We start from the raw sequence: 21,315 nt of genomic DNA on the forward strand, positions 1-21,315 counted from the left end.
GGTACACCGCAGTAGAGGGTGACGACATCCGTCCAGGCGAGATATGTTCGGTTGTGAGGGAATGGCGGACGCCGCCCCTTGCATATCGAAATGCCGCGCCGCGGGTTTTCCTCATTCACCCGCGACAGTGGGGTGGAGATCTTGCCCGCGGGGGAGGAGGAGGTGGAAGTCACCGAGTCCGAGGCTCCGGGACGCGCTGGAGCCTGGTGCAACAGGGAGATGCTCCGCCGTCGATGCGGAGCGATCCGGGAACGGAGTTCTGCGTGGACATCGTCGTCAAGGGCCGCAAGACCGAGGTGCCCGAGCGGTTCCGCAAGCACGTGGCCGAGAAGCTGAAGCTGGAGAAGATCCAGAAGCTCGATAGCAAGGTGATCAGCCTCGACGTCGAAGTCTCCAAGGAGCTGAACCCCCGGCAGGCCGACCGCTCGGACCGAGTGGAGATCACACTTCACTCCCGCGGTCCGGTGATCCGGGCAGAGGCAGCGGCAAGCGATCCGTACGCGGCGCTGGACCTGGCGGCAGACAAGCTGGAGGCGCGGCTGCGCAAGCAGCACGACAAGCGGTACACCCGCCGAGGCGCCCGCAGGATCTCGGCCGCGGAGGTCGCCGACCACGTCCCGGACGCGGCGACGCTCGACGTGAACGGCAGCGTCGTCCACGACGAAGAGCCCGAGGCGGTGCCGACCAAGAAGATCGGTTCGCTCGAGGTGAAGGGTGACGGCCCCCTCGTCGTCCGCGAGAAGACCCACGTCGCGTCCCCGATGACGCTCGACCAGGCGCTCTACGAGATGGAACTGGTCGGTCACGACTTCTACTTGTTCGTCGACTCCGAGACCAAGGAACCGAGTGTCGTCTACCGGCGGCACGCGTACGACTACGGCGTCATCCACCTCAACACGGACCCGATGGTCGCCGAGGCGCAGCAGGCCCCGGCAGGCGGGCTACTGGGCGGCTGACCTCCCCCGGTGAGTTCCCCCGGTCTTCGGCCGGGGGAACCCCCAGCCGGTGCCCCTGGAGCGCTCGTGTGCTCCAGGGGCACCGGTGTGCGACCCCTTCGTGCCCGGCTCTGTCACCCCGTTGTCGTCCGGGCATGAAATCATGGCCCTACCGGCCTCAACCGGTGTGTCGTCGCGCCAGGTTGGCGGCGGCTCAGGAACACAGGCCACGGCCTTCAGGGGGAGGAACCATGGCGGACAGCTTCGGACCGATGCGTGACGAAGATGCCGACGACGGCGTCGTCGGCATGGGCCCGGACGAGGGCTCCCCAAGCAAGGAGCCCATCCGGGTTCTTGTCGTGGACGACCACGCCCTCTTCCGTCGCGGGCTGGAGATCGTGCTCGCCGCCGAGGAGGACATCCAGGTCGTCGGGGAGGCGGGGGACGGGGCCGAGGCGGTCGACAAGGCCGCCGATCTGTTGCCCGACATCGTGCTGATGGACGTGCGGATGCCGAAGCGCGGCGGGATCGAGGCGTGCACCTCCATCAAGGAGGTCGCTCCCAGCGCGAAGATCATCATGCTGACGATCAGTGACGAGGAGGCCGACCTCTACGACGCGATCAAGGCGGGGGCCACGGGGTATCTCCTGAAGGAGATCTCCACGGACGAAGTGGCCACGGCCATTCGCGCGGTTGCGGACGGGCAGTCGCAGATCAGCCCTTCGATGGCTTCGAAGTTGCTCACCGAGTTCAAGTCGATGATCCAGCGCACGGACGAGCGGCGGCTGGTGCCGGCGCCTCGGCTCACCGAACGTGAGCTGGAGGTTCTGAAACTGGTGGCGACCGGAATGAACAACCGTGATATCGCCAAGGAGCTGTTCATCTCCGAGAACACGGTGAAGAACCATGTGCGCAACATCCTGGAGAAGCTGCAGCTGCACTCCAGGATGGAGGCGGTGGTGTACGCGATGCGGGAGAAGATTCTCGAGATTCGCTGAGGCGCGACGTGCTGTGACGTTCTGAGGGCGGCGAGGGGCGGGGTGCGGTTGTCGGGTGCGGGTCCGATGTGGCTGGTCGCGCAGTTCTCCGCGCCCCTGAGAGGCCCCTGCCGGGGCCTCTGGTGCCGCACCGGGCGTCGCGAGCCGGTGAACCTTTCCCGGTCACAGCACTAGCCGAGTGTCCTCGCCAGTTCGGCCGTCAGGGCGTCGCGCAGGTCCGGTGTGTTCGCTCGGTCCACGCGGATGTTCGTGCAGTCCACCCAGGTGGCTGCCTCAAGCAGGGCCTGGGCGACGGCGGGGACGGACCTGGGGCCGTCCAGGGTGACCTGCTTGGCGACCATGGTGGTGCCCTCGCGGGCCGGGTCCACACGGCCGACGAGCCGGCCGCCGGCCAGCACCGGCATGGCGAAGTAACCGTACACACGCTTGGGTTTGGGGACGTAGGCCTCCAGGCGGTGGGTGAAGCCGAAGATCCGCTCCGTGCGCGCCCGGTCCCAGACCAGCGAGTCGAACGGCGACAGGAGCGTGGTGCGGTGACGGCCGCGCGGGGTCGTCTCCAGTGCCACGGGATCCGCCCAGGCCGGCTTCGACCAGCCCTCCACCGTGACCGGGACCAGGCCCGACTCCGCGATCACCGCGTCGACCTGCTCGCCCTTGAGGCGGTGGTAGTCGGCGATGTCCGCGCGGGTGCCGACGCCCAGGGACCGGCCCGCGAGCCGGACCAGACGGCGCAGGCACTCCGCGTCGTCCAGATCGTCGTGCAGCAGCGTGTCCGGGATCGCCCGCTCGGCGAGGTCGTACACCCGCTTCCAGCCGCGGCGCTCCGTGCACACCACCTCGCCGTACATCAGCGCGCGCTCGACGGCGACCTTGGTGCCCGACCAGTCCCACCACTCACTGGTCTTCTTCGCGCCGCCCAAGTCGGTGGCCGTGAGCGGCCCTTCGGCCCTCAGCTGCTTGATGACCTGGTCGTACGTGCCGTCCGGCAGAGCGTGGTTCCAGTGCGGGCGGGCGCGGTAGGCGCGGCGGCGGAAGGCGAAGTGCGGCCACTCCTCGACGGGCAGGATGCAGGCCGCGTGCGACCAGTACTCGAAGGCGTGGGGCTGTGGCGGAGTCGCGCCGACGGGTGCCGGGGTCCAGTACGCCTCGTCGACCGTCCTGCGGCCGACGGCGCCGAGCCTGGCGTACGGGATGAGTTCGTGGGAGCGGGCCAGGACGGAGATGGTGTCGAGCTGGACCGCGCCCAGGTGCCGCAGCACGCCCCGGACACCGCCCCTGCGGTCGGGGGCTCCGAGGAACCCCTGCGCGCGCAGGGCGATCCGACGGGCCTCGTCGGCGGAGAGTTCGGCGGTCGGGCTCGGCACACTCGTCATGGTCCGCACGATAGGCGGTGCCACTGACAATCGGGTTCGGCGTCCGGCGTCCGGGTCGGCAACCGGGTCCGGTCACTTGGGCCCGGCCCGGGCGGTCCCGTGCGGATGGACGGTTCCATGGCGGACGGCCGGGCGGTCAGGTCTGTTGCTGAGCGGGAAGGTACGGCGCCGTCGACGGCAGTCCCAGGTCCGACGGGAGCAGGGAACCCACCCAGCAGTCGCGGCGCACACCCTTGTTGTTGAGGCCGGAGCGGAGGACCCCCTCGACGGTGAAACCGGCGCGTTCGGCGACCGCGCGGGAACCCGTGTTGCCCACCTCGGCGCGCCACTCGACGCGGTCCAGGGAGCGCTGGGTGAAAGCCCAGCGGGAGGCGCTGAGCGCCGCCTCGGTGATGTAGCCGTTGCCCCGGTGTTCCTTCGTCGCCCAGAAACCGATCTCGCCGACTCCCAGGGAGCGCATGGTGATGGCGAGCATCCCGACGAGTTCACCGGCGACGGGCAGGAAGACACCGAACGTGAACATCGAGCAGTCCGCCCACCCGTCGGGCACCAACTGCTCGGTGAAGCCGATGGCGTGCTCACGCAGATAGGGCGACGGGATCGTGGTCCAGCGCTGGATGTCGGGATCCTGGACGGCGTCGAACACGGCGTCGACGTCGTGGGCACCCACCGTGCGCAGCAGGAGTCGTTCGGAGGTCAGTGTGACGGGGTCCATCGCCCGATTCTGGCCGGGCTTCGGTAAGGAAGCCATCACTTTTGCACTGTGTGAGGGTGCCGTCACCTTTCGTAGCGCCTGTGCGGCACCTTCCGCATCCTCCGCCCGTTGTCTCAGTGGCTGTCACATGCAGACCTCCCGGCGCGGTGGGGTCCTCGCTTACGATGGCCGTTGCTCAAGCTGTGATTTGAATCCGTCATTGAAACCGACAGTCCCAGGCCCGACCGGCAAGGAGACAAACCCTCGTGTCCGTCCTCTCGAAGATCATGCGTGCAGGCGAAGGAAAGATCCTGCGCAAGCTGCACCGCATCGCGGACCAGGTCAAGTCCATCGAAGAGGACTTCGTCGACCTCTCCGACGCCGAGCTGCGCGCCCTGACCGATGAGTACAAGCAGCGGTTCGCCGACGGCGAGAGCCTCGACGACCTGCTGCCCGAGGCGTTCGCGACCGTCCGCGAGGCCGCCAAGCGTGCCCTCGGCCAGCGTCCCTACGACGTGCAGATCATGGGCGGCGCCGCGCTCCACCTCGGCTATGTCGCCGAGATGAAGACCGGTGAGGGCAAGACCCTGGTCGGCACACTGCCCGCGTATCTGAACGCCCTCTCCGGAGACGGCGTCCACCTCATCACGGTCAACGACTACCTGGCCGAGCGCGACTCCGAGACGATGGGCCGCGTCCACAAGTTCCTGGGTCTGAGCGTCGGCTGCATCCTGGCCAACATGACGCCGGCCCAGCGCCGCGAGCAGTACGGCTGCGACATCACGTACGGCACGAACAACGAGTTCGGCTTCGACTACCTGCGCGACAACATGGCGTGGTCGCAGGACGAACTGGTGCAGCGCGGCCACAACTACGCGATCGTCGACGAGGTCGACTCGATCCTGGTCGACGAGGCCCGTACGCCGCTGATCATCTCCGGCCCCGCCGACCAGGCCACCAAGTGGTACGGCGACTTCGCCAAGCTCGTCGCACGTCTGAAGAAGGGCGAGGCGGGCAACACCCTCAAGGGCATCGAGGAGACCGGCGACTACGAGGTCGACGAGAAGAAGCGCACCGTTGCCATCCACGAGCCCGGCGTCGCCAAGGTCGAGGACTGGCTGGGTATCGACAACCTCTACGAGTCGGTGAACACGCCTCTGGTGGGCTACCTGAACAACGCCATCAAGGCGAAGGAGCTCTTCAAGAAGGACAAGGACTACGTCGTCATCGACGGCGAAGTCATGATTGTCGACGAGCACACCGGCCGTATCCTCGCCGGCCGCCGCTACAACGAGGGCATGCACCAGGCGATCGAGGCGAAGGAAGAGGTGGACATCAAGGACGAGAACCAGACCCTCGCCACGATCACCCTGCAGAACTTCTTCCGCCTCTACGGCAAGCTCTCCGGCATGACCGGTACGGCGATGACCGAGGCCGCCGAGTTCCACCAGATCTACAAGCTCGGCGTCGTCCCGATCCCGACCAACCGGCCCATGGTCCGCGCCGACCAGTCGGACCTGATCTACCGCACCGAGGTCGCGAAGTTCGACGCGGTCGTCGACGACATCGCCGAGAAGCACGAGAAGGGCCAGCCGATCCTCGTCGGCACCACCTCGGTCGAGAAGTCCGAGTACCTCTCGCAGCAGCTCAGCAAGCGCGGCATCCAGCACGAGGTGCTGAACGCGAAGCAGCACGACCGTGAGGCCCCGATCATCGCCCAGGCCGGCCGCAAGGGCGCCGTCACCGTCGCCACGAACATGGCCGGCCGTGGTACGGACATCAAGCTCGGCGGAAACCCCGACGACCTCGCCGAGGCGGAGCTGCGCCAGCGCGGCCTCGACCCCGATGAGCACATCGAGGAGTGGGCCGGGGCGCTGCCGGCCGCCATGGAGCGGGCCGAGAAGGCCGTGCAGGCCGAGTTCGAGGAGGTCAAAGACCTCGGCGGGCTCTACGTGCTGGGCACCGAGCGGCATGAGTCCCGCCGGATCGACAACCAGCTGCGCGGTCGCTCCGGCCGCCAGGGCGACCCCGGTGAGTCCCGCTTCTACCTCTCCCTCGGCGACGACCTGATGCGGCTCTTCAAGGCCCAGATGGTCGAGCGCGTCATGTCGATGGCGAACGTCCCGGACGACGTGCCGATCGAGAACAAGATGGTCACCCGCGCCATCGCCTCCGCCCAGTCGCAGGTCGAGACGCAGAACTTCGAGACCCGGAAGAACGTCCTCAAGTACGACGAGGTCCTCAACCGGCAGCGCGAGGTCATCTACGGCGAGCGTCGCCGCGTCCTGGAGGGCGAGGACCTGCAGGAGCAGATCCAGCACTTCATGAACGACACGATCGACGCGTACATCGACGCGGAGACCGCGGAGGGCTTCGCCGAGGAGTGGGACGTCGACCGGCTGTGGGGCGCCTTCAAGCAGCTCTACCCGGTGAAGGTCACCGTCGAGGAGCTGGAGGAGGCAGCAGGCGACCGTGCCGGTCTGACCCCCGAGTTCATCTCCGAGTCCATCAAGGACGACATCTACGAGCAGTACGCGGCCCGCGAGGAGCAGCTCGGCTCCGAGATCATGCGTGAGCTGGAGCGCCGGGTCGTGCTGTCGGTCCTGGACCGCAAGTGGCGCGAGCACCTCTACGAGATGGACTACCTCCAGGAGGGCATCGGCCTGCGCGCGATGGCCCAGAAGGACCCGCTGGTCGAGTACCAGCGCGAGGGCTTCGACATGTTCACCGCCATGATGGACGGCATCAAGGAGGAGTCCGTCGGCTACCTGTTCAACCTGGAGGTCCAGGTCGAGCAGCAGGTCGAGGAGGTCCCGGTCGAGGACGCGAAGCCGTCGCTCGCCAAGCAGGACGCCGTCGCCGCGGGTGCCTCCGGTGGAGCCCGGCCGGAGATCCGGGCCAAGGGCCTCGACGCCCCGCAGCGTCCGGACCGGCTGCACTTCTCCGCGCCCACCGTGGACGGCGAGGGCGGTGTCGTCGAGGGCGACTTCGCCACCGACGACGAGCCGGTGCGCTCCGAGTCCGACGGTCTCACGCGCGCGGAGCGCCGCAAGCAGCAGAAGGGCAGCCGTCGCCGCAAGAAGTGACGGTTCGCTCCACGGGGCGAGTCATCGACGCTTGAAGGGCCGGGCACTTCGGTGCCCGGCCCTTCGGGTTGCCCCGGCCCCCGGCCCCCGGGCCACGGGGCGCCCCGGGTGGGGCGCAGGGCTCTGGGCCGGGCGCGGGGCCCCGGACTCGTTCGGTTCAGTCCTCGGCCGTACGGGGCATGCGGGCGCCGCCCAGTTCCACCGCTGTGCAGCGCCAGCGGAGGTCCGGGCCCTGCTCCAGGCGGAACGCCATGGCACGGAGCTGATCGCCTGCGCCGATGCGGGCGAAGGCCTCGACGGCACCCGAACGGGGCACGTAGTAGCCGATGTCCCGGACGACCGGGCGGGTGCCGTGTGTGCGGAGCAGGCCGCGTTCGGCGAGCCAGGCCAGCTCGTCGTAGGCGCGGCCCGCGGTGTGCCGGAGCATGCAGTGGACCGGGCGCCGGCCGCTCAGCACCTCGACGAGGCGGTCGGCGAAGAGGTCGGTGGGGCGGGGGCGCGGGGGCGGCGGCGTCCTGAGGGGGCTGCTTGGGAGGGCCGTGGAGGCGGCGGCCGAGACGGAGACCTCCATGCCCCCCTCCGCGGCGTCCGGGGTCGCGGAGGGGGCCGTCCCGCCCCGTGTAGCGCCCGAGGCGCCTCCACCCGGCATCGTGCCCGAGGTGCCACCGCCCGGCGTCGTACGCGGGGTGGCTCCGCCCGGGCGGCGGGTGTCGTGGCGACCGGGCGGGCGGCTGCCCGGGGTGCGCCTCGTCCTGGTCATCACCTTGTTCACGACGGAGCCCCATTCGCTCGGACCGGCTCATACCGGCCAGTAACTTTCCGTTGGGGATCTTGTACGAGGCCGGGGCAGGCAGGCGCAAGCGAGCCGGGCGGGCGCCGGAGCCGCCGAAATATTCACCTATCAGGGTGACCGGGAAGGGCAGGAGGCTTGGCAGGGCCGGGGCCCGCCGGGTGACGGGCGGGCCGGAGGTGGACGCCTCCTGCGGGTGGGCGCGGACTCGAAAGGGGACGCCCGCACGTATCCTGAAGGCCTCCCGGGAACGCCTCCCGGGAACGCCTCCCGGGAGGTGCGGAACCAGCTCCTCCGGCCTCCGGTTTCCTTCGCCCATGAGATTCCACGGCCATGAGATTTCCATCCGTGACGGAACCGACCACGCGATCCCCCTACGAAAGCGGCCAGCCATGCGCGTCTACGTCCCTCTGACCCTCTCCGGTCTCGCCGAGGCGTACAAGACGGGTGAGCTCGGCTCGGAACCCTTCGCCGCGTACGCCGTCACGCCCGCGCTGCGCGAGTGGTACCTCTCCGACGACATCGAGGAGCTGGAGTACGCGGCGCTGAACCGGGCCGCGCTCGCCTCCCTGCGGCTGGTCGCGCTCGATCCCGGTGTCCCGCGCCGACGGGTCGTCGTCGCCGTCGACGTGCCGGACGGTGCCGCGGTCGCCGATCCCGGCCAGGGGGCCGAGCCCGCCTCCCTCGGGGAGGTGCGGGTCGGCGGCACCGTGGCGCTGGCCAAGGCCGCGGCCGTGCACGTCGACGCGGACGAGGCCGGGGCGGACGTGACGGCCGCCGCGGACGCGCTGGGCGCGGCGGACCGGGGCGACGACGACGCGCAGTTCGTCGTGGACGGGGCCGAGGACCACGAGCTGCTGTGGTTCGCCACGCAGGAGATCCCGAACCTGGTGGGGCTAGGCGGCTGACGCACCCGAGGGGCGCGCGGGGGTGCGTTTCGTGAGGCAGGCGCTCCGGCAGCGCACTCCGAAGCCCGTCCGGGGCGTTGTCGGTGGAGCCGGGTACTTTTTGAATATGGGGATGCGCGGAGCGACACATATCGTCTGGGACTGGAACGGGACGCTGTTCCACGACAATGCGGCCATCATCGGTGCGACGAACGCGGCGTTCACCGAGCTGGGCATACCGCCGATCACGCTGGAGCGGTACCGGGAGCTGTACTGCGTGCCCGTACCGAAGTTCTACGAGCGGCTGATCGGACGGCTGCCGACGGACGAGGAGTGGGAGGTCATGGACGCGGTCTTCCACCGGTACTACGCGCAGCACCGGGTGGGATGCGGGCTCACCGACGGGGTGCCGGGGCTGCTCGCCCAGTGGGTGTCGGCCGGGCGGAGCCAGTCGATCCTGAGCATGTACGGGCACGAGGAGCTCGTCCCGCTGGTGCGCGGGTTCGGTATCGAGCCGCATTTCCTGCGGGTCGACGGGCGGACCGGGCCGTCCGGCGGCAGCAAGGCCGAGCACATGGTGCGTCACCTGAGAGCCCTCACGGGGGTGGACCCCGCTCGCACGGTGGTGATCGGGGACGCGGCGGACGACGCGACAGCGGCCCGGCATGTCGGCGCGAAGGCCGTGCTCTACACCGGAGGGTCGCACAGCCGGGTCAGCCTCGAAGGGGTCGGGGTGCCGGTGGTGGACACCCTGGCGGAAGCGGTGACGGTGGCCGAGTGGCTGGCGGCGTGAGCGAGGCCCCCGCCGGGCTCGGCGCGGTGCCGGGACGGCGGAGCCGGCACACCGGAGCCGACTCACATGAGCGGGCGGAGCCGACGCAGCGGAGTTAGCGGAGTCGGCACAGGGGAGTTAACGGAGTCGGCACAGGGGAGCTAGTTGTGCAGAGTGGCAAAAAAGTGGCTCCTCTTTTGTACATATGCGGCTCATGACGGGGCCCCCCGCGGGAGCGATAGCCTTGTCCCGTGATCAGCGCGATATGTCGCGGGGGCATCGCTGTCCCTGCCCTGCGCCCGGACCGCACGGACGACATCCGTGACCGGGCGATCGCTGGTCCCCGCGAGCGGGCAGCCGCGGAACAGGCACCGAGAGCAGCGTCACAGCCTCCGGAGCCGCCAAATGTGGCCGATAACGCCCCGCTCATCTCTCATCGCGGCATAGCGTCGGATCAGACCGGACACCCCGCGTCGCGGCGCTACGTCACTTCATGTTCAACGACGTCACGCAACGGCGCGCGACAGGAGCCAGAGGACAATGCAGACCAAGCTGGACGAAGCCAAGGCCGAGCTGCTCGAACGGGCTGCCCGGGTTGCTGAGAACAGCCCGGTCGGGGGGCACCTACCGACCGGGAAGACGAACGAGAGCACCCCTGACCGGGAGACATTGCTCGCGTTCCTCCAGCGGTACTACCTGCACACCGCCCCGGAGGACCTCGCCGGCCGCGACCCGGTCGACGTCTTCGGAGCCGCCTTCTCGCACTACCGGCTGGCCGAGAACCGCCCTCAGGGCACGGCCAACGTGAGGGTCCACACCCCGACCGTCGAGGAGCACGGCTGGATGTGCAGCCACTCCGTCGTCGAGGTCGTGACCGACGACATGCCCTTCCTCGTCGACTCCGTGACCAATGAGCTGTCCCGGCAGGGGCGCGGCATCCATGTCGTCATCCACCCGCAGTTCGTCGTACGGCGCGACCTCACCGGCAAGCTCATCGAGGTCCTTAAGGCCCGGCCCACCGGCGAACTCCCGCACGACGCCTCCATCGAGTCCTGGATCCACGTCGAGATCGACCGCGAGACCGACCGCGCCGATCTGAAGCAGATCACCACCGACCTGCTGCGTGTCCTGTCCGACGCCCGTGAGGCAGTCGAGGACTGGGAGAAGATGCGCGACTCGGCGCTGCGGATCGCCGAGGAGCTGCCCAAGGAGCCCACCGCCGACGACCTGCGCGACCAGGACGTGGAGGAGGCCCGCGAACTGCTGCGCTGGCTCGCGGACGACCACTTCACCTTCCTGGGATACCGGGAGTACGAGCTGCGCGACGACGATTCGCTGACCGCCGTCCCCGGCACCGGCCTCGGCATCCTGCGTTCCGATCCGCAGCACGGGGACCAGGAGAGCCACCCGGTCAGCCCGTCCTTCGAACGGCTGCCCGCCGACGCCCGAGCGAAGGCCCGTGAGCACAAGCTCCTCGTCCTGACCAAGGCGAACAGCCGCGCCACCGTGCACCGGCCGTCCTACCTCGACTACGTCGGCGTGAAGAAGTTCGACGCCGAAGGCAACGTCGTCGGGGAGCGGCGCTTCCTCGGCCTGTTCTCCTCCGCCGCCTACACCGAGTCCGTCCGCCGCGTGCCCGTCATCCGCCGCAAGGTCGCCGAGGTCCTGCGGGGCGCCGGGTTCTCGCCCAACAGCCACGACGGCCGTGACCTCCTCCAGATCCTGGAGACGTACCCCCGCGACGAGCTGTTCCAGACCCCGCCCGACGAGCTGCGGGCGATCGTCACGTCCGTCCTCTACCTCCAGGAGCGGCGGCGGCTCCGCCTCTACCTGCGCCAGGACGAGTACGGGCGCTACTACTCGGCGCTCGTCTACCTCCCGCGGGACCGCTACACCACCGGCGTGCGCCTGCGGATCATCGACATCCTCAAGGAGGAACTGGGCGGCACCAACGTCGACTTCACCGCCTGGAACACCGAGTCGATCCTGTCCCGGCTGCACTTCGTGGTCCGGGTCCCGCAGGGCACCGAGCTGCCGCAGCTCAGCGACGCCGACAAGGACCGCATCGAGGCGCGGCTCGTCGAGGCCGCCCGCTCCTGGGCCGACGGTTTCGCCGAGGCACTGAACGCGGAGTGCGGCGAGGAGCGCGCGGCCGAGCTGCTGCGCCGGTACGGGAACGTCATCCCCGAGGGCTACAAGGCCGACCACAACCCGCGCACCGCGGTCGCGGACCTGGTCCGGCTGGAGGAGCTCGGCGACGGCAAGGACTTCGACCTCAGCCTGTACGAGCCGGTGGGCGCCGCTCCCGAAGAGCGCCGCTTCAAGATCTACCGCATCGGGGAGTCGGTCTCCCTCTCCGCCGTCCTGCCGGTCCTCACCCGCCTCGGCGTCGAGGTCACCGACGAGCGGCCGTACGAGCTGCGCTGCCCCAACCGCGCGTCCGCGTGGATCTACGACTTCGGTCTGCGGCTGCCCCAGTCGGCCGGCGGCAACGGCGACCACCTCGGCGACGACGGCCGCGAGCGGTTCCAGGAGGCCTTCGCGGCGACCTGGACCGGGCGCGCCGAGAACGACGGCTTCAACTCCCTCGTCCTGAGCGCCGGGCTGAACTGGCGGCAGGCGATGGTGCTGCGCGCCTACGCCAAATACCTGCGCCAGGCCGGTTCGACGTTCAGCCAGGACTACATGGAGGACACCCTCCGCAGCAACGTCCACACCACCCGGCTGCTCGTCTCGCTCTTCGAGGCGCGCATGTCGCCGGACCGGCAGCGGGCGGGTACGGAACTGACCGACGCCCTCCGCGAGGAGCTGGACGCCGCACTCGACCAGGTGGCCAGCCTCGACGAGGACCGGATCCTGCGTTCCTTCCTCACCGTCATCAAGGCGACCCTGCGCACGAACTTCTTCCAGGAGGCGGGCGGCGGCGTGCCGCACGAGTACGTCTCCATGAAGTTCGACCCGCAGGCCATCCCCGACCTGCCCGCGCCGCGTCCGGCGTACGAGATCTGGGTGTACTCGCCGCGGGTCGAGGGCGTGCACCTGCGGTTCGGCAAGGTCGCGCGCGGCGGTCTGCGCTGGTCCGACCGGCGTGAGGACTTCCGCACGGAGATCCTCGGGCTCGTCAAGGCGCAGATGGTCAAGAACACCGTCATCGTGCCCGTCGGCGCCAAGGGCGGGTTCGTCGCCAAGCAGCTGCCGGACCCGGCGGTGGACCGCGACGCCTGGATGGCGGAGGGCGTCCGCAGCTACAAGACCTTCATCTCGGCGCTGCTCGACATCACCGACAACATGGTGGCCGGGGAGGTCGTGCCGCCCGCCGACGTCGTACGGCACGACGGGGACGATACCTACCTCGTGGTCGCCGCCGACAAGGGCACGGCGACGTTCTCGGACATCGCCAACGGAGTGGCCGAGTCGTACAACTTCTGGCTCGGGGACGCCTTCGCCTCGGGCGGCTCGGCCGGCTACGACCACAAGAAGATGGGCATCACGGCCCGCGGCGCCTGGGAGTCCGTGGAGCGGCACTTCCGGGAGCTGGGGGTCAACACCCAGACCGAGGAATTCACGGTCGTCGGGGTGGGCGACATGAGCGGTGACGTGTTCGGCAACGGAATGCTGCTCTCCGAGCACATCCGCCTGGTCGCCGCCTTCGACCACCGGCACATCGTCATCGACCCGCGCCCGAACGCCGAGACGTCGTACGCCGAGCGCCGCCGGCTCTTCGAGCTGCCGCGCTCGTCCTGGGCCGACTACAACAAGGAGCTGCTGTCGCAGGGCGGCGGCATCTTCCCCCGTACGGCCAAGGCCATCCAGCTCAACAGCCACATCCGGGAGGCCCTCGGCATCGAGGGCAACATCGGCAAGATGACCCCCGCCGACCTGATGCGGGCCATCCTCGCGGCGCCGGTGGACCTGCTGTGGAACGGCGGCATCGGTACGTATGTGAAGGCGTCCACCGAGACGCACGCGGACGTCGGCGACAAGGCCAACGACGCGATCCGCGTGGACGGCGCCGACCTGCGGGTCAAGGTCGTCGGTGAGGGCGGCAACCTCGGTCTCACCCAGCTCGGGCGCATCGAGTTCGCGCAGGCCGGCGGCAAGGTCAACACCGACGCCATCGACAACAGCGCGGGCGTGGACACCTCCGACCACGAGGTGAACATCAAGATCCTGCTCAACGCGGTCGTCGCGGACGGCGACATGACCGTCAAGCAGCGCAACAAGCTGCTCGCCGCGATGACCGACGAGGTCGGCACGCTGGTCCTGCGCAACAACTACGCGCAGAACACGGCGCTCGCCAACGCGCTCGCCCAGTCGCCGAGCATGCTCCACGCCCAGCACCGCTATCTGCGGCACCTGGTCCGTGCGGGGCACCTCAACCGCGCGCTGGAGTTCATGCCCACCGAGCGGCAGATCCGGGAGCGGCTCAACGCCGGGCACGGGCTGACCCAGCCGGAGACGGCCGTCCTCCTCGCGTACACGAAGATCACGGTCGCCGACGAGCTGCTGCACACCTCGCTGCCGGACGACGAGTATCTGCGGAGTCTGCTGCACGCGTACTTCCCGACCGCGCTCGGCCGGCAGTTCGGCGAGCAGATCGACAACCACCCGCTGCGCCGCGAGATCGTCACGACCGTGCTGGTCAACGACACGGTCAACGCCGGTGGTACGAGCTTCCTGCACCGGCTGCGGGAGGAGACCGGGGCGTCGCTGGAGGAGATCGTCAGGGCACAGACCGCGGCCCGCGCGATCTTCAACTCCAGTGCCGTGTGGGACGCCGTCGAGGCGCTCGACAACACGGTCGACGCGGGAGTCCAGACCCGGATCCGGCTGCACTCGCGCCGGCTCGTCGAGCGCGGTACGCGGTGGCTGCTCAACAACCGGCCGCAGCCGATCCAGCTCGCCGAGACGATCGACTTCTTCCGCGAGCGGGTCACGCAGGTCTGGGGCGAGCTGCCCAACCTGCTGCGGGGCGCCGACCTGGAGTGGTACCAGCAGATCTACGACGAGCTGTCCGGGGCCGGGGTGCCGGACGAGCTGGCGCAGCGGGTGGCCGGGTTCTCGTCCGCCTTCCCGACGCTCGACATCGTCGCGGTGGGCGACCGGATGGCGAAGGATCCGATGGATGTCGCGCAGGTCTACTACGACCTCGGCGACCGGCTGCGGATCACCCAGCTCATGGACCGGATCATCGAGCTGCCGCGGGCGGACCGCTGGCAGTCCATGGCCCGGGCGTCCATCCGTGAGGACCTCTACGCGGCGCACTCGGCGCTCACCGCCGATGTGCTCGCCGTGGGCAACGGGACGTCCACGCCGGAGCAGCGGTTCAAGGCGTGGGAGGGGAAGAACACGGCGATCCTCGCGCGGGCCCGTACGACGCTGGAGGAGATCCAGGGGTCCGAGGCCTTCGATCTGGCGAACCTGTCGGTGGCGATGAGGACGATGCGGACGATGTTGCGGACGCACTCCTAGCGGCTGCGGCGGCTGCGGCGGCCGCGCGTCTGCGGCGTCCGCCGCGCCTGCGGTAGGAGGGGCACCCCGGGAGGTTGGGGGTGCCCCTCTTTTCTTTCGCCCCCGCCGCCCCTTCCCGTCCCGAACCTGGGGGCTGCCGCCCCCAGACCCCCGCCATCGCGCTGAACGCGCTCGTCCTCAAACGCCGGACGGGCTAAAGACACAGCCATCACCGGCCTGTCTCCCAGGAGGTCCATAGGGAGCATTTAGGATAAATGGGATGAGCGATGATCTGCTTCAGGTCCCGGACGTATCCGTTGTCGTGATCGTCTACAACGATGAGGCGCGGCTCCCCGCCGCCGTGCGCTCCGTGCTGGCGCAGACACTGCGAAACGTCGAGGTCGTGATCGTGGACGACCGGAGCACGGACGGTTCGTACGAGGTGGCGCGGGGGCTGGCCGCGCTGCACCCCGGACGGGTGCGGGCCCTCCGGCTGGACGAGAACAGCGGAGGGTGCGGTGCGCCCCGCAACCACGGGATCGACCGGGCGCGCGGGACGTACGTCCTCTTCCTCGACAGCGACGACGTACTGGAGCGCAACGCCTGCCGGAACATGCTGGAGGCGGCCGAGACGACCGGCGCCGACCTCGTCTCCGGCCTGTGCGTGCGGGTCCACGTCGACTCGCGGGGCGGCAAGGAGGCCAAGTGGTACCCCTGGCTGTACACGCGCACCCGCACCCTGGAGTCGGTCTCCGAGCTGCCTGATCTGCTGGTCTTCGACACCTTGTCGACCAACAAGTGCTACCGCCGCGAGTTCCTCGTCGAGCAGGGGCTCCGGTTCCCCGTCGGCATCCACTACGAGGACCTGTTCTTCTCCGCACAGGCGTACGTGGCGGCCCGCCGGATCACCCTGATCCCGAACCGTGTCTACGACTGGCACGTCGTCGACAAGGCCGCGGTGAAGTCGATCAGCAACCGGCGCGCCGAGATCGCCAACTTCGCGCACCGTATGGAGATCCACCGACGGGTCGACCGGCTCCTCGCCGACCGGGGGCTGCCGGAGCTCAAGTTCCACAAGGACGTCAAGTTCCTCAAGCACGACCTGGTGCTGCATCTGCGCGACCTGCCGTTCCGTGACGCCTCCTACCGGGAGGAGTTCGCCGCGATCGCCCGCGAATATCTGGAGTCCATGGATCCGGCCGCCTTCGACGAGGTGGATCCCATCCACGCCATCTGCGCCTATCTGCTGCGGGAGTGCGACTGGGACAACCTCCTGCCGGCCGTGGACACGCTCACCAACCGCGACAAGATCTCCTCGCCGCTCGTCGAACGCGACGGCCGCGTCTACTGGTGCGCCCAGCACCTCGACGACGCCGGTGGCGCCTTCGCTCGGCGCGTCCTCGATGTCACCGAACTCGGCTACCACGCCAAGCCCCTCGAAAAGATGTTCCTGCGCAATGTCCTGACCGGATACGAGGAGGCCGCGGGTGCGGTCCGGCTGGCCGGGCGCATCACCAACCCCCTCGGCGTCATCGCGCCCGGCGCGCGGCTCACCGGCGAGCTGGAGTTCGGCGCCCGCCGCAAGGGTGTGCGCTTCCAGACCTTCCGGTTTCCCGTCGGCGCGCTGCGGCACGAGGGCGAGTCCATCGCCTGGGAGGCGTCGGCCGACCTCACGCGCGGGCTGCGGCCCCTGGGCATCGTGGACGCCGTGTGGGACGTACGGCTGCGGCTCGATGTCGACGGAGTGCGCACCACCACCCGGCTCACCGCCTCCGCACCCGGTCTGGCCGTCGGCCGGTCACCCGTCAGGCCCCGGCTCACCCGGCTGGTCGCCGACCACATCGCGCCCGAGATCTCCGCACGAGGCCACCTCGCCTTCCGGGTCCTCACCCGCGAGAAGGTGGACGCGCTCGTCGGACGGGGGGTGCGGGGAACGCCAGGCCGGCTGGCCAAGTCCGGATACCGGAAGGCGAAGTCGGCCCGCAGGAGGCTCACCTCGGGCGGTACCAAGATCCGGATCTACCACGAGGTGTTCAGCCGGCTGCCCGTGAAGAAGGGCCTGGTCGTCTTCGAGAGCCACCTGGGCCGGCAGTACAGCGACAGCCCGAAGGCGGTCTACGAGGAGATGCGGCGCCAGGGCCTCGACTTCGAGGCCGTGTGGTCCTACGCGGGCAACGGCAAGGCCGGCTTCCCGCCCGACGCCACGCTCGTACGCCGCTGGTCGCTGCCCTATCTGAAGGCGCTGGCCCGGGCCGAGTTCTGGGTCGACAACCAGAGCTATCCGCTGAAGCTCACCAAGCGGCCACAGACCACGTACATCCAGACCTGGCACGGCTCGGCGCTCAAGCGGATGGGCTTCGACGAACCGGAGTGGAAGCTACGGGCCCGGCCCGCGCGGGCGGAGCAACAGCGTGTCCTCGACCGCTTCGACAGGTTCCTGATCCGCTCCGAGCACGACGTACGCACCCTCGCCCGGGCGTTCCGCCTGAAGGAGAGGACGCTGCTGCGCGTGGGCTATCCGCGCAACGACGCACTCGTGCGGGCCAGGAGGCGGGAAGAGGAGGCGGGCCGCCGGGAACGGGGCTCGCTCGCGGCCGAGTTGGGGATCGCCGACGACAGGGCCGTACTGCTGTACGCGCCCACCTTCCGCCAGTACGGGGGCAGACAGCGGCGGTTCGAGCTGCCCTTCGACGTGGAGCGGTTCGCCGACGAGTTCGGCGACCGGTACGTCCTGCTGGTGCGCTCGCACTACCTCAACCACGTCGTACTCCCGCCGTCCGTGCGCGGGCGCGTCATCGACGTGTCGGCACACCACGACGTGACCCCGCTGCTCGCGCTCGCCGACGGGCTGATCACCGACTACTCGTCCGTGATGTTCGACTACGCGCTCCTCGGCAGGCCGATGTTCTTCTTCGCGTACGACTACGACGAGTACGTGCACGAGGGCCGCGGCACCTACTTCGACCTGCTCGAACGGGCGCCGGGACCGGTCCTGCGCACCGAGGAGGAGCTGTACGTCGCCCTCGCCTCCCTCGACGAGCAGACGGTGAAGTACGCGGAGGCGCGGGAGGGCTTCGTGGCGGAGTTCGGCGAGTACGACAAGGGGACCGCCGCCCAGAACATCGTCGACCAGTTCTTCTCCCAGTGGAGGCGCGCATGATCCCCGTAGACGTCCCGCCGGCGATCGCCGTGGACGCGGATCCGCGGCGGGACGTCTTCTTCGTCTCCAACAGCGTCGACGAGCTGGGCGGGGTGACCAGCTGGTCGCACCAGATGGCCCGGCTCCTCACCGGGCGCGGGCATCGCGTCCATGTCGTCGGCATCACCCCGTCCGAGGTGGCCCAGGAACTCGGCGACCTCCCGTATCCGACGACGACCTTGTACGCCGGACAGCCGCCGCGACCCGGCCGGGCACGTGAGGCGAGCATGCGCGAGGAGGCCGTGAAGCTCACCGCGCTGTTCCGGGCGGCGCGGCCCGGGGCGGTCGTGATCGTCACGCAGGTGTGGGCCATGGAGTGGGTCGCCCGGGCCGACACACGCGGACCGACCGTGATCGGGATGAGCCACGAGTCCTTCGCGTGCTCCAGGGCGTCCTCGCGTTTCCAGCGGGTGCGCCGGCACTACCGGGACGTGGACCGCATGCTGGCGCTGACCCGGGAGGACGCCGACCTGTGGATCGGGCAGGGCATGAACAACGCGTCGTACATGCCGAACCCGCTGCCGTTCATGCCCGAGGTGCCGTCGCCGCGCACCGGGAAGGTGGTCGTCAGCGTCGGCCGTCTGCACGACCAGAAGGGCGTCGACATGCTCCTCGACACCTGGGCGGAGGTCGCGCCGCGCCATCCCGACTGGCGGCTGCGGATCTACGGCTCCGGCGAGAACGAGGAGGAGGAGATCCTGAAGGAGCAGTGCACGGCTCTGGGCCTGGACGGCTCCGTCGACTGGATGGGCCGTACCAGCGATGTCCAGGGCGCCCTGCGCGGCGGCTCCGTCTTCGTCCAGTCGTCCCGGGGTGAGGGCTTCCCGCTCGTCCTCATGGAGGCGATGGCGACCGCCGTGCCCTGCGCGGCCTTCGACTGCGCGCCCGGCGTCCACGAGATCGTCCGCGACGGGGAGGACGGCCTCCTCGCCACCCTCGGCAACACCCGCGAACTGGCCCGCCGCCTCGACACGCTGATGTCCGACAAGGCCCTGCGGGACAGGATGGGCGAGCAGGCCCGCACCAATATCCAGCGCTACTCGACGACTGAGATCGTGAAGAGATGGGAGGACTTGTTCACTCTCTTGATGCGCTGACAGCGCTATCAGCGCTGATAGCGCTGACACAGAACACGGCCTGCCCCTGCTCCTGCCCCTGTGTTCCCTGTCCCTGCTCCTGCCCTCAGCCCTTTCCCCCGCCCCCGCTCCCGGTGAACTTTTCGTACTCCTTCAGCACATCCTCCGTAGCCCCGTCCATCCGCAACTCCCCACGCTCCAGCCACAACACCCGATCACACGTGTCCCGGATCGACTTGTTGTTGTGGCTCACGAGGAAGACCGTGCCGGCGTGCTTCCGCAACTCCCGAATCCGGGATTCCGACCGCTTCTGGAAGGAGCGGTCCCCCGTGGCGAGGGCCTCATCGATCATCAGCACGTCATGGTCCTTGGCGGCGGCGATGGAGAACCGCAGCCGGGCTGCCATGCCGGACGAATACGTCCGCATGGGCAGGGTGATGAAGTCGCCCTTCTCGTTGATGCCGGAGAAGTCGACGATCTCCTGGTACCGCTCCCGCACCTGCTCCCGGGACATCCCCATCGCGAGCCCGCCGAGATGGACGTTGCGCTCGCCGGTGAGGTCGTTCATCAGCGCGGCGTTGACGCCGAGCAGCGAGGGCTGCCCGTCCGTGTAGATCCGCCCGTGCTCCACCGGCAGCAGACCGGCCACAGCCTTGAGCAGGGTGGACTTGCCCGACCCGTTCGTGCCGATCAGACCGATCGCCTCGCCCCGGTAGGCGGTGAAGGAGACGGACTTCACGGCGTGCACCTTGCGCACCCCCGCCGCCCGCTCGGCCTTCTTGCCGCGCAGGATGCGGTTGAGCGCGGCGGTGGCGCTGCCACGCCCCACCCCCGTGCCGTTGACGCGGTAGACGATGTCGACGCGGTCGGCGACGACGGTGGGGATCAGCCCGGTCCCCGCCGGGCTCCCGGCGCCTTCAGTGATGGTGATTGCGCTTGCGCTCTGCTCAGCCACGCCCGTACGTCTCCTCGGCCTTCCAGAAGTAGATGAAACCGCCGACGCCGGCGAGCAGTGCCCAGCCGACCGCGAGGGCCCACACATGGTGGGGCAGCTGGCTCGCCCGGAACGAGTCGATCAGCGCGAACCGCATCAGGTCGATGTAGACGGCCGCCGGGTTGCACTCCAGGGCGAGCAGCACGACACGCGGCATCTCCTCGTGGCCGCTGAGCACCCGGTCGATGCTCCACATGACACCCGAAACGTACATCCAGGTCCGCAGCAGGAACGGCATCAGCTGGGCGATGTCCGGTGTCTTCGAGCCCAGCCGGGCCACGACCATCGCCACGCCCGCGTTGAACACGAACTGAAGTGCCAGCGTCGGCACGGCCAGCAGCCAGGACATGCTCACGGGCACACCGAAGCAGAACAGGATCACGACCAGCGCGGCCATCGAGAACAGCAGCTGCTGCAGCTGTTGCAGCGCGTACGACACCGGCAGTGCGGCCCGCGGGAAGTGCAGGGCGCGGACGAGGCCGAGGCTGCCGGAGATCGCCCGGGTGCCCGCCATGATCGAGCTCTGCGTGAACGTCCACACGAAGACGCCCGTGACCAGGAACGGGACGTAGTCCGGCACGCCGCGGCTCGTGCCCATGAGCACGCCGAAGATGAAGTAGTAGACCGCCGCGTTCAGCAGGGGCGTGGCCACCTGCCAGACCTGGCCGAGCTTCGCCTGGCTGTACTGGGCGGTGAGCTTGGCTGTCGCGAACGCGGTGATGAAGTGCCGCCGCGCCCACAGCTGGCGGATGTACGTGGGCAGGGAGGGCCGCGCGCCGCTGACCGTGAGGCCGTAACGGGCGGCGAGTGCCGCGGGGTCGTCGTCGGGCGGGGCCGGCGCCGAGGGTGGTGTGTCGAGGACCTGACTCACATCCGCTGCTTTCGCTCGGGGGAAGGGCGCGAGGGGCGAAGAAGAGGGCGAAGAGGGCGATGAAAGGAGGGTGAAGAAGGGGGAGAGGGTGCTTTTACCTGCGGTTGGGCTTCGATTGGGCTCGACTTTACGTCGGGACGGGCCCGTATCGTCGTGACGCGATCGTAGGCCGATCTCACGTCGGAACGC

At 69.3% G+C, this 21,315-nt stretch carries 13 protein-coding genes; 8 read left to right on the forward strand and 5 right to left on the reverse strand.

What is annotated here, in order from left to right:
* Window positions 1–233 precede the first annotated feature (233 nt).
* Together raiA and AB0D14_RS00070 are read left to right on the forward strand one after the other, a co-directional pair.
* A complete protein-coding gene (raiA, locus tag AB0D14_RS00065) occupies window positions 234–956 on the forward strand; it encodes a ribosome-associated translation inhibitor RaiA (protein WP_362772297.1) in 723 nt (240 codons plus the stop codon).
* Between the two features lie 230 nt (window positions 957–1,186).
* Complete coding sequence (locus AB0D14_RS00070) at window positions 1,187–1,933, forward strand: response regulator transcription factor (RefSeq protein WP_362772299.1); 747 nt, start codon at window positions 1,187–1,189, stop codon at window positions 1,931–1,933.
* A 170-nt stretch (window positions 1,934–2,103) separates the two neighbouring features.
* On the opposite strand, the gene AB0D14_RS00075 is transcribed toward AB0D14_RS00070, so the two are convergent.
* Together AB0D14_RS00075 and AB0D14_RS00080 are read right to left on the reverse strand one after the other, a co-directional pair.
* Complete coding sequence (locus tag AB0D14_RS00075) at window positions 2,104–3,306, reverse strand: crosslink repair DNA glycosylase YcaQ family protein (protein WP_362772302.1); 1,203 nt, start codon at window positions 3,304–3,306, stop codon at window positions 2,104–2,106.
* Between the two features lie 136 nt (window positions 3,307–3,442).
* On the reverse strand, window positions 3,443–4,021 hold the full coding sequence (locus AB0D14_RS00080; protein ID WP_362772305.1) for a GNAT family protein: 579 nt from the start codon (window positions 4,019–4,021) through the stop codon (window positions 3,443–3,445).
* Window positions 4,022–4,266: 245 nt separating this feature from the next.
* Here AB0D14_RS00080 and secA point away from each other — a divergent pair, with 245 nt between their 5' ends.
* The gene (gene secA, locus AB0D14_RS00085; protein WP_362772308.1) at window positions 4,267–7,086 is read left to right on the forward strand and encodes a preprotein translocase subunit SecA; all 2,820 of its coding nucleotides are present in this window, start codon (window positions 4,267–4,269) and stop codon (window positions 7,084–7,086) included.
* Window positions 7,087–7,243: 157 nt separating this feature from the next.
* On the opposite strand, the gene AB0D14_RS00090 is transcribed toward secA, so the two are convergent.
* Window positions 7,244–7,858 (reverse strand): Rv3235 family protein, encoded by a 615-nt coding sequence (locus AB0D14_RS00090; RefSeq protein WP_362772311.1) that lies wholly within the window; start codon window positions 7,856–7,858, stop codon window positions 7,244–7,246.
* A gap of 410 nt (window positions 7,859–8,268) precedes the next feature.
* Between AB0D14_RS00090 and AB0D14_RS00095 the strand changes: the two genes are divergently transcribed.
* From AB0D14_RS00095 to AB0D14_RS00115, 5 genes are all read left to right on the forward strand, one after another.
* On the forward strand, window positions 8,269–8,784 hold the full coding sequence (locus AB0D14_RS00095) for a hypothetical protein (protein WP_362772314.1): 516 nt from the start codon (window positions 8,269–8,271) through the stop codon (window positions 8,782–8,784).
* A 106-nt stretch (window positions 8,785–8,890) separates the two neighbouring features.
* Window positions 8,891–9,556: an HAD family hydrolase gene (locus AB0D14_RS00100; protein WP_362772317.1), complete on the forward strand. Its 666-nt coding sequence runs from the start codon at window positions 8,891–8,893 to the stop codon at window positions 9,554–9,556.
* A gap of 519 nt (window positions 9,557–10,075) precedes the next feature.
* On the forward strand, window positions 10,076–15,007 hold the full coding sequence (locus AB0D14_RS00105) for an NAD-glutamate dehydrogenase (protein WP_362772319.1): 4,932 nt from the start codon (window positions 10,076–10,078) through the stop codon (window positions 15,005–15,007).
* Between the two features lie 259 nt (window positions 15,008–15,266).
* Window positions 15,267–18,146 (forward strand): bifunctional glycosyltransferase family 2 protein/CDP-glycerol:glycerophosphate glycerophosphotransferase, encoded by a 2,880-nt coding sequence (locus AB0D14_RS00110; protein WP_362772322.1) that lies wholly within the window; start codon window positions 15,267–15,269, stop codon window positions 18,144–18,146.
* Entirely contained in the window at window positions 18,143–19,282 is a 1,140-nt protein-coding gene (locus AB0D14_RS00115) for a glycosyltransferase (protein ID WP_362772325.1), read from the forward strand. The genes AB0D14_RS00110 and AB0D14_RS00115 overlap by 4 nt, the downstream gene beginning before the upstream one ends.
* A gap of 85 nt (window positions 19,283–19,367) precedes the next feature.
* Here AB0D14_RS00115 and AB0D14_RS00120 read toward each other — a convergent pair whose 3' ends face one another.
* A complete protein-coding gene (locus tag AB0D14_RS00120; protein WP_362772328.1) occupies window positions 19,368–20,216 on the reverse strand; it encodes an ABC transporter ATP-binding protein in 849 nt (282 codons plus the stop codon).
* Window positions 20,209–21,126 (reverse strand): ABC transporter permease, encoded by a 918-nt coding sequence (locus tag AB0D14_RS00125; RefSeq protein WP_362772331.1) that lies wholly within the window; start codon window positions 21,124–21,126, stop codon window positions 20,209–20,211. Before AB0D14_RS00125 ends, AB0D14_RS00120 begins: the two co-directional genes overlap by 8 nt.
* Window positions 21,127–21,315: the final 189 nt, after the last annotated feature.

Origin of the sequence: Streptomyces sp. NPDC048484, assembly GCF_040651415.1 — a bacterium.
GTDB lineage: Bacteria > Actinomycetota > Actinomycetes > Streptomycetales > Streptomycetaceae > Streptomyces.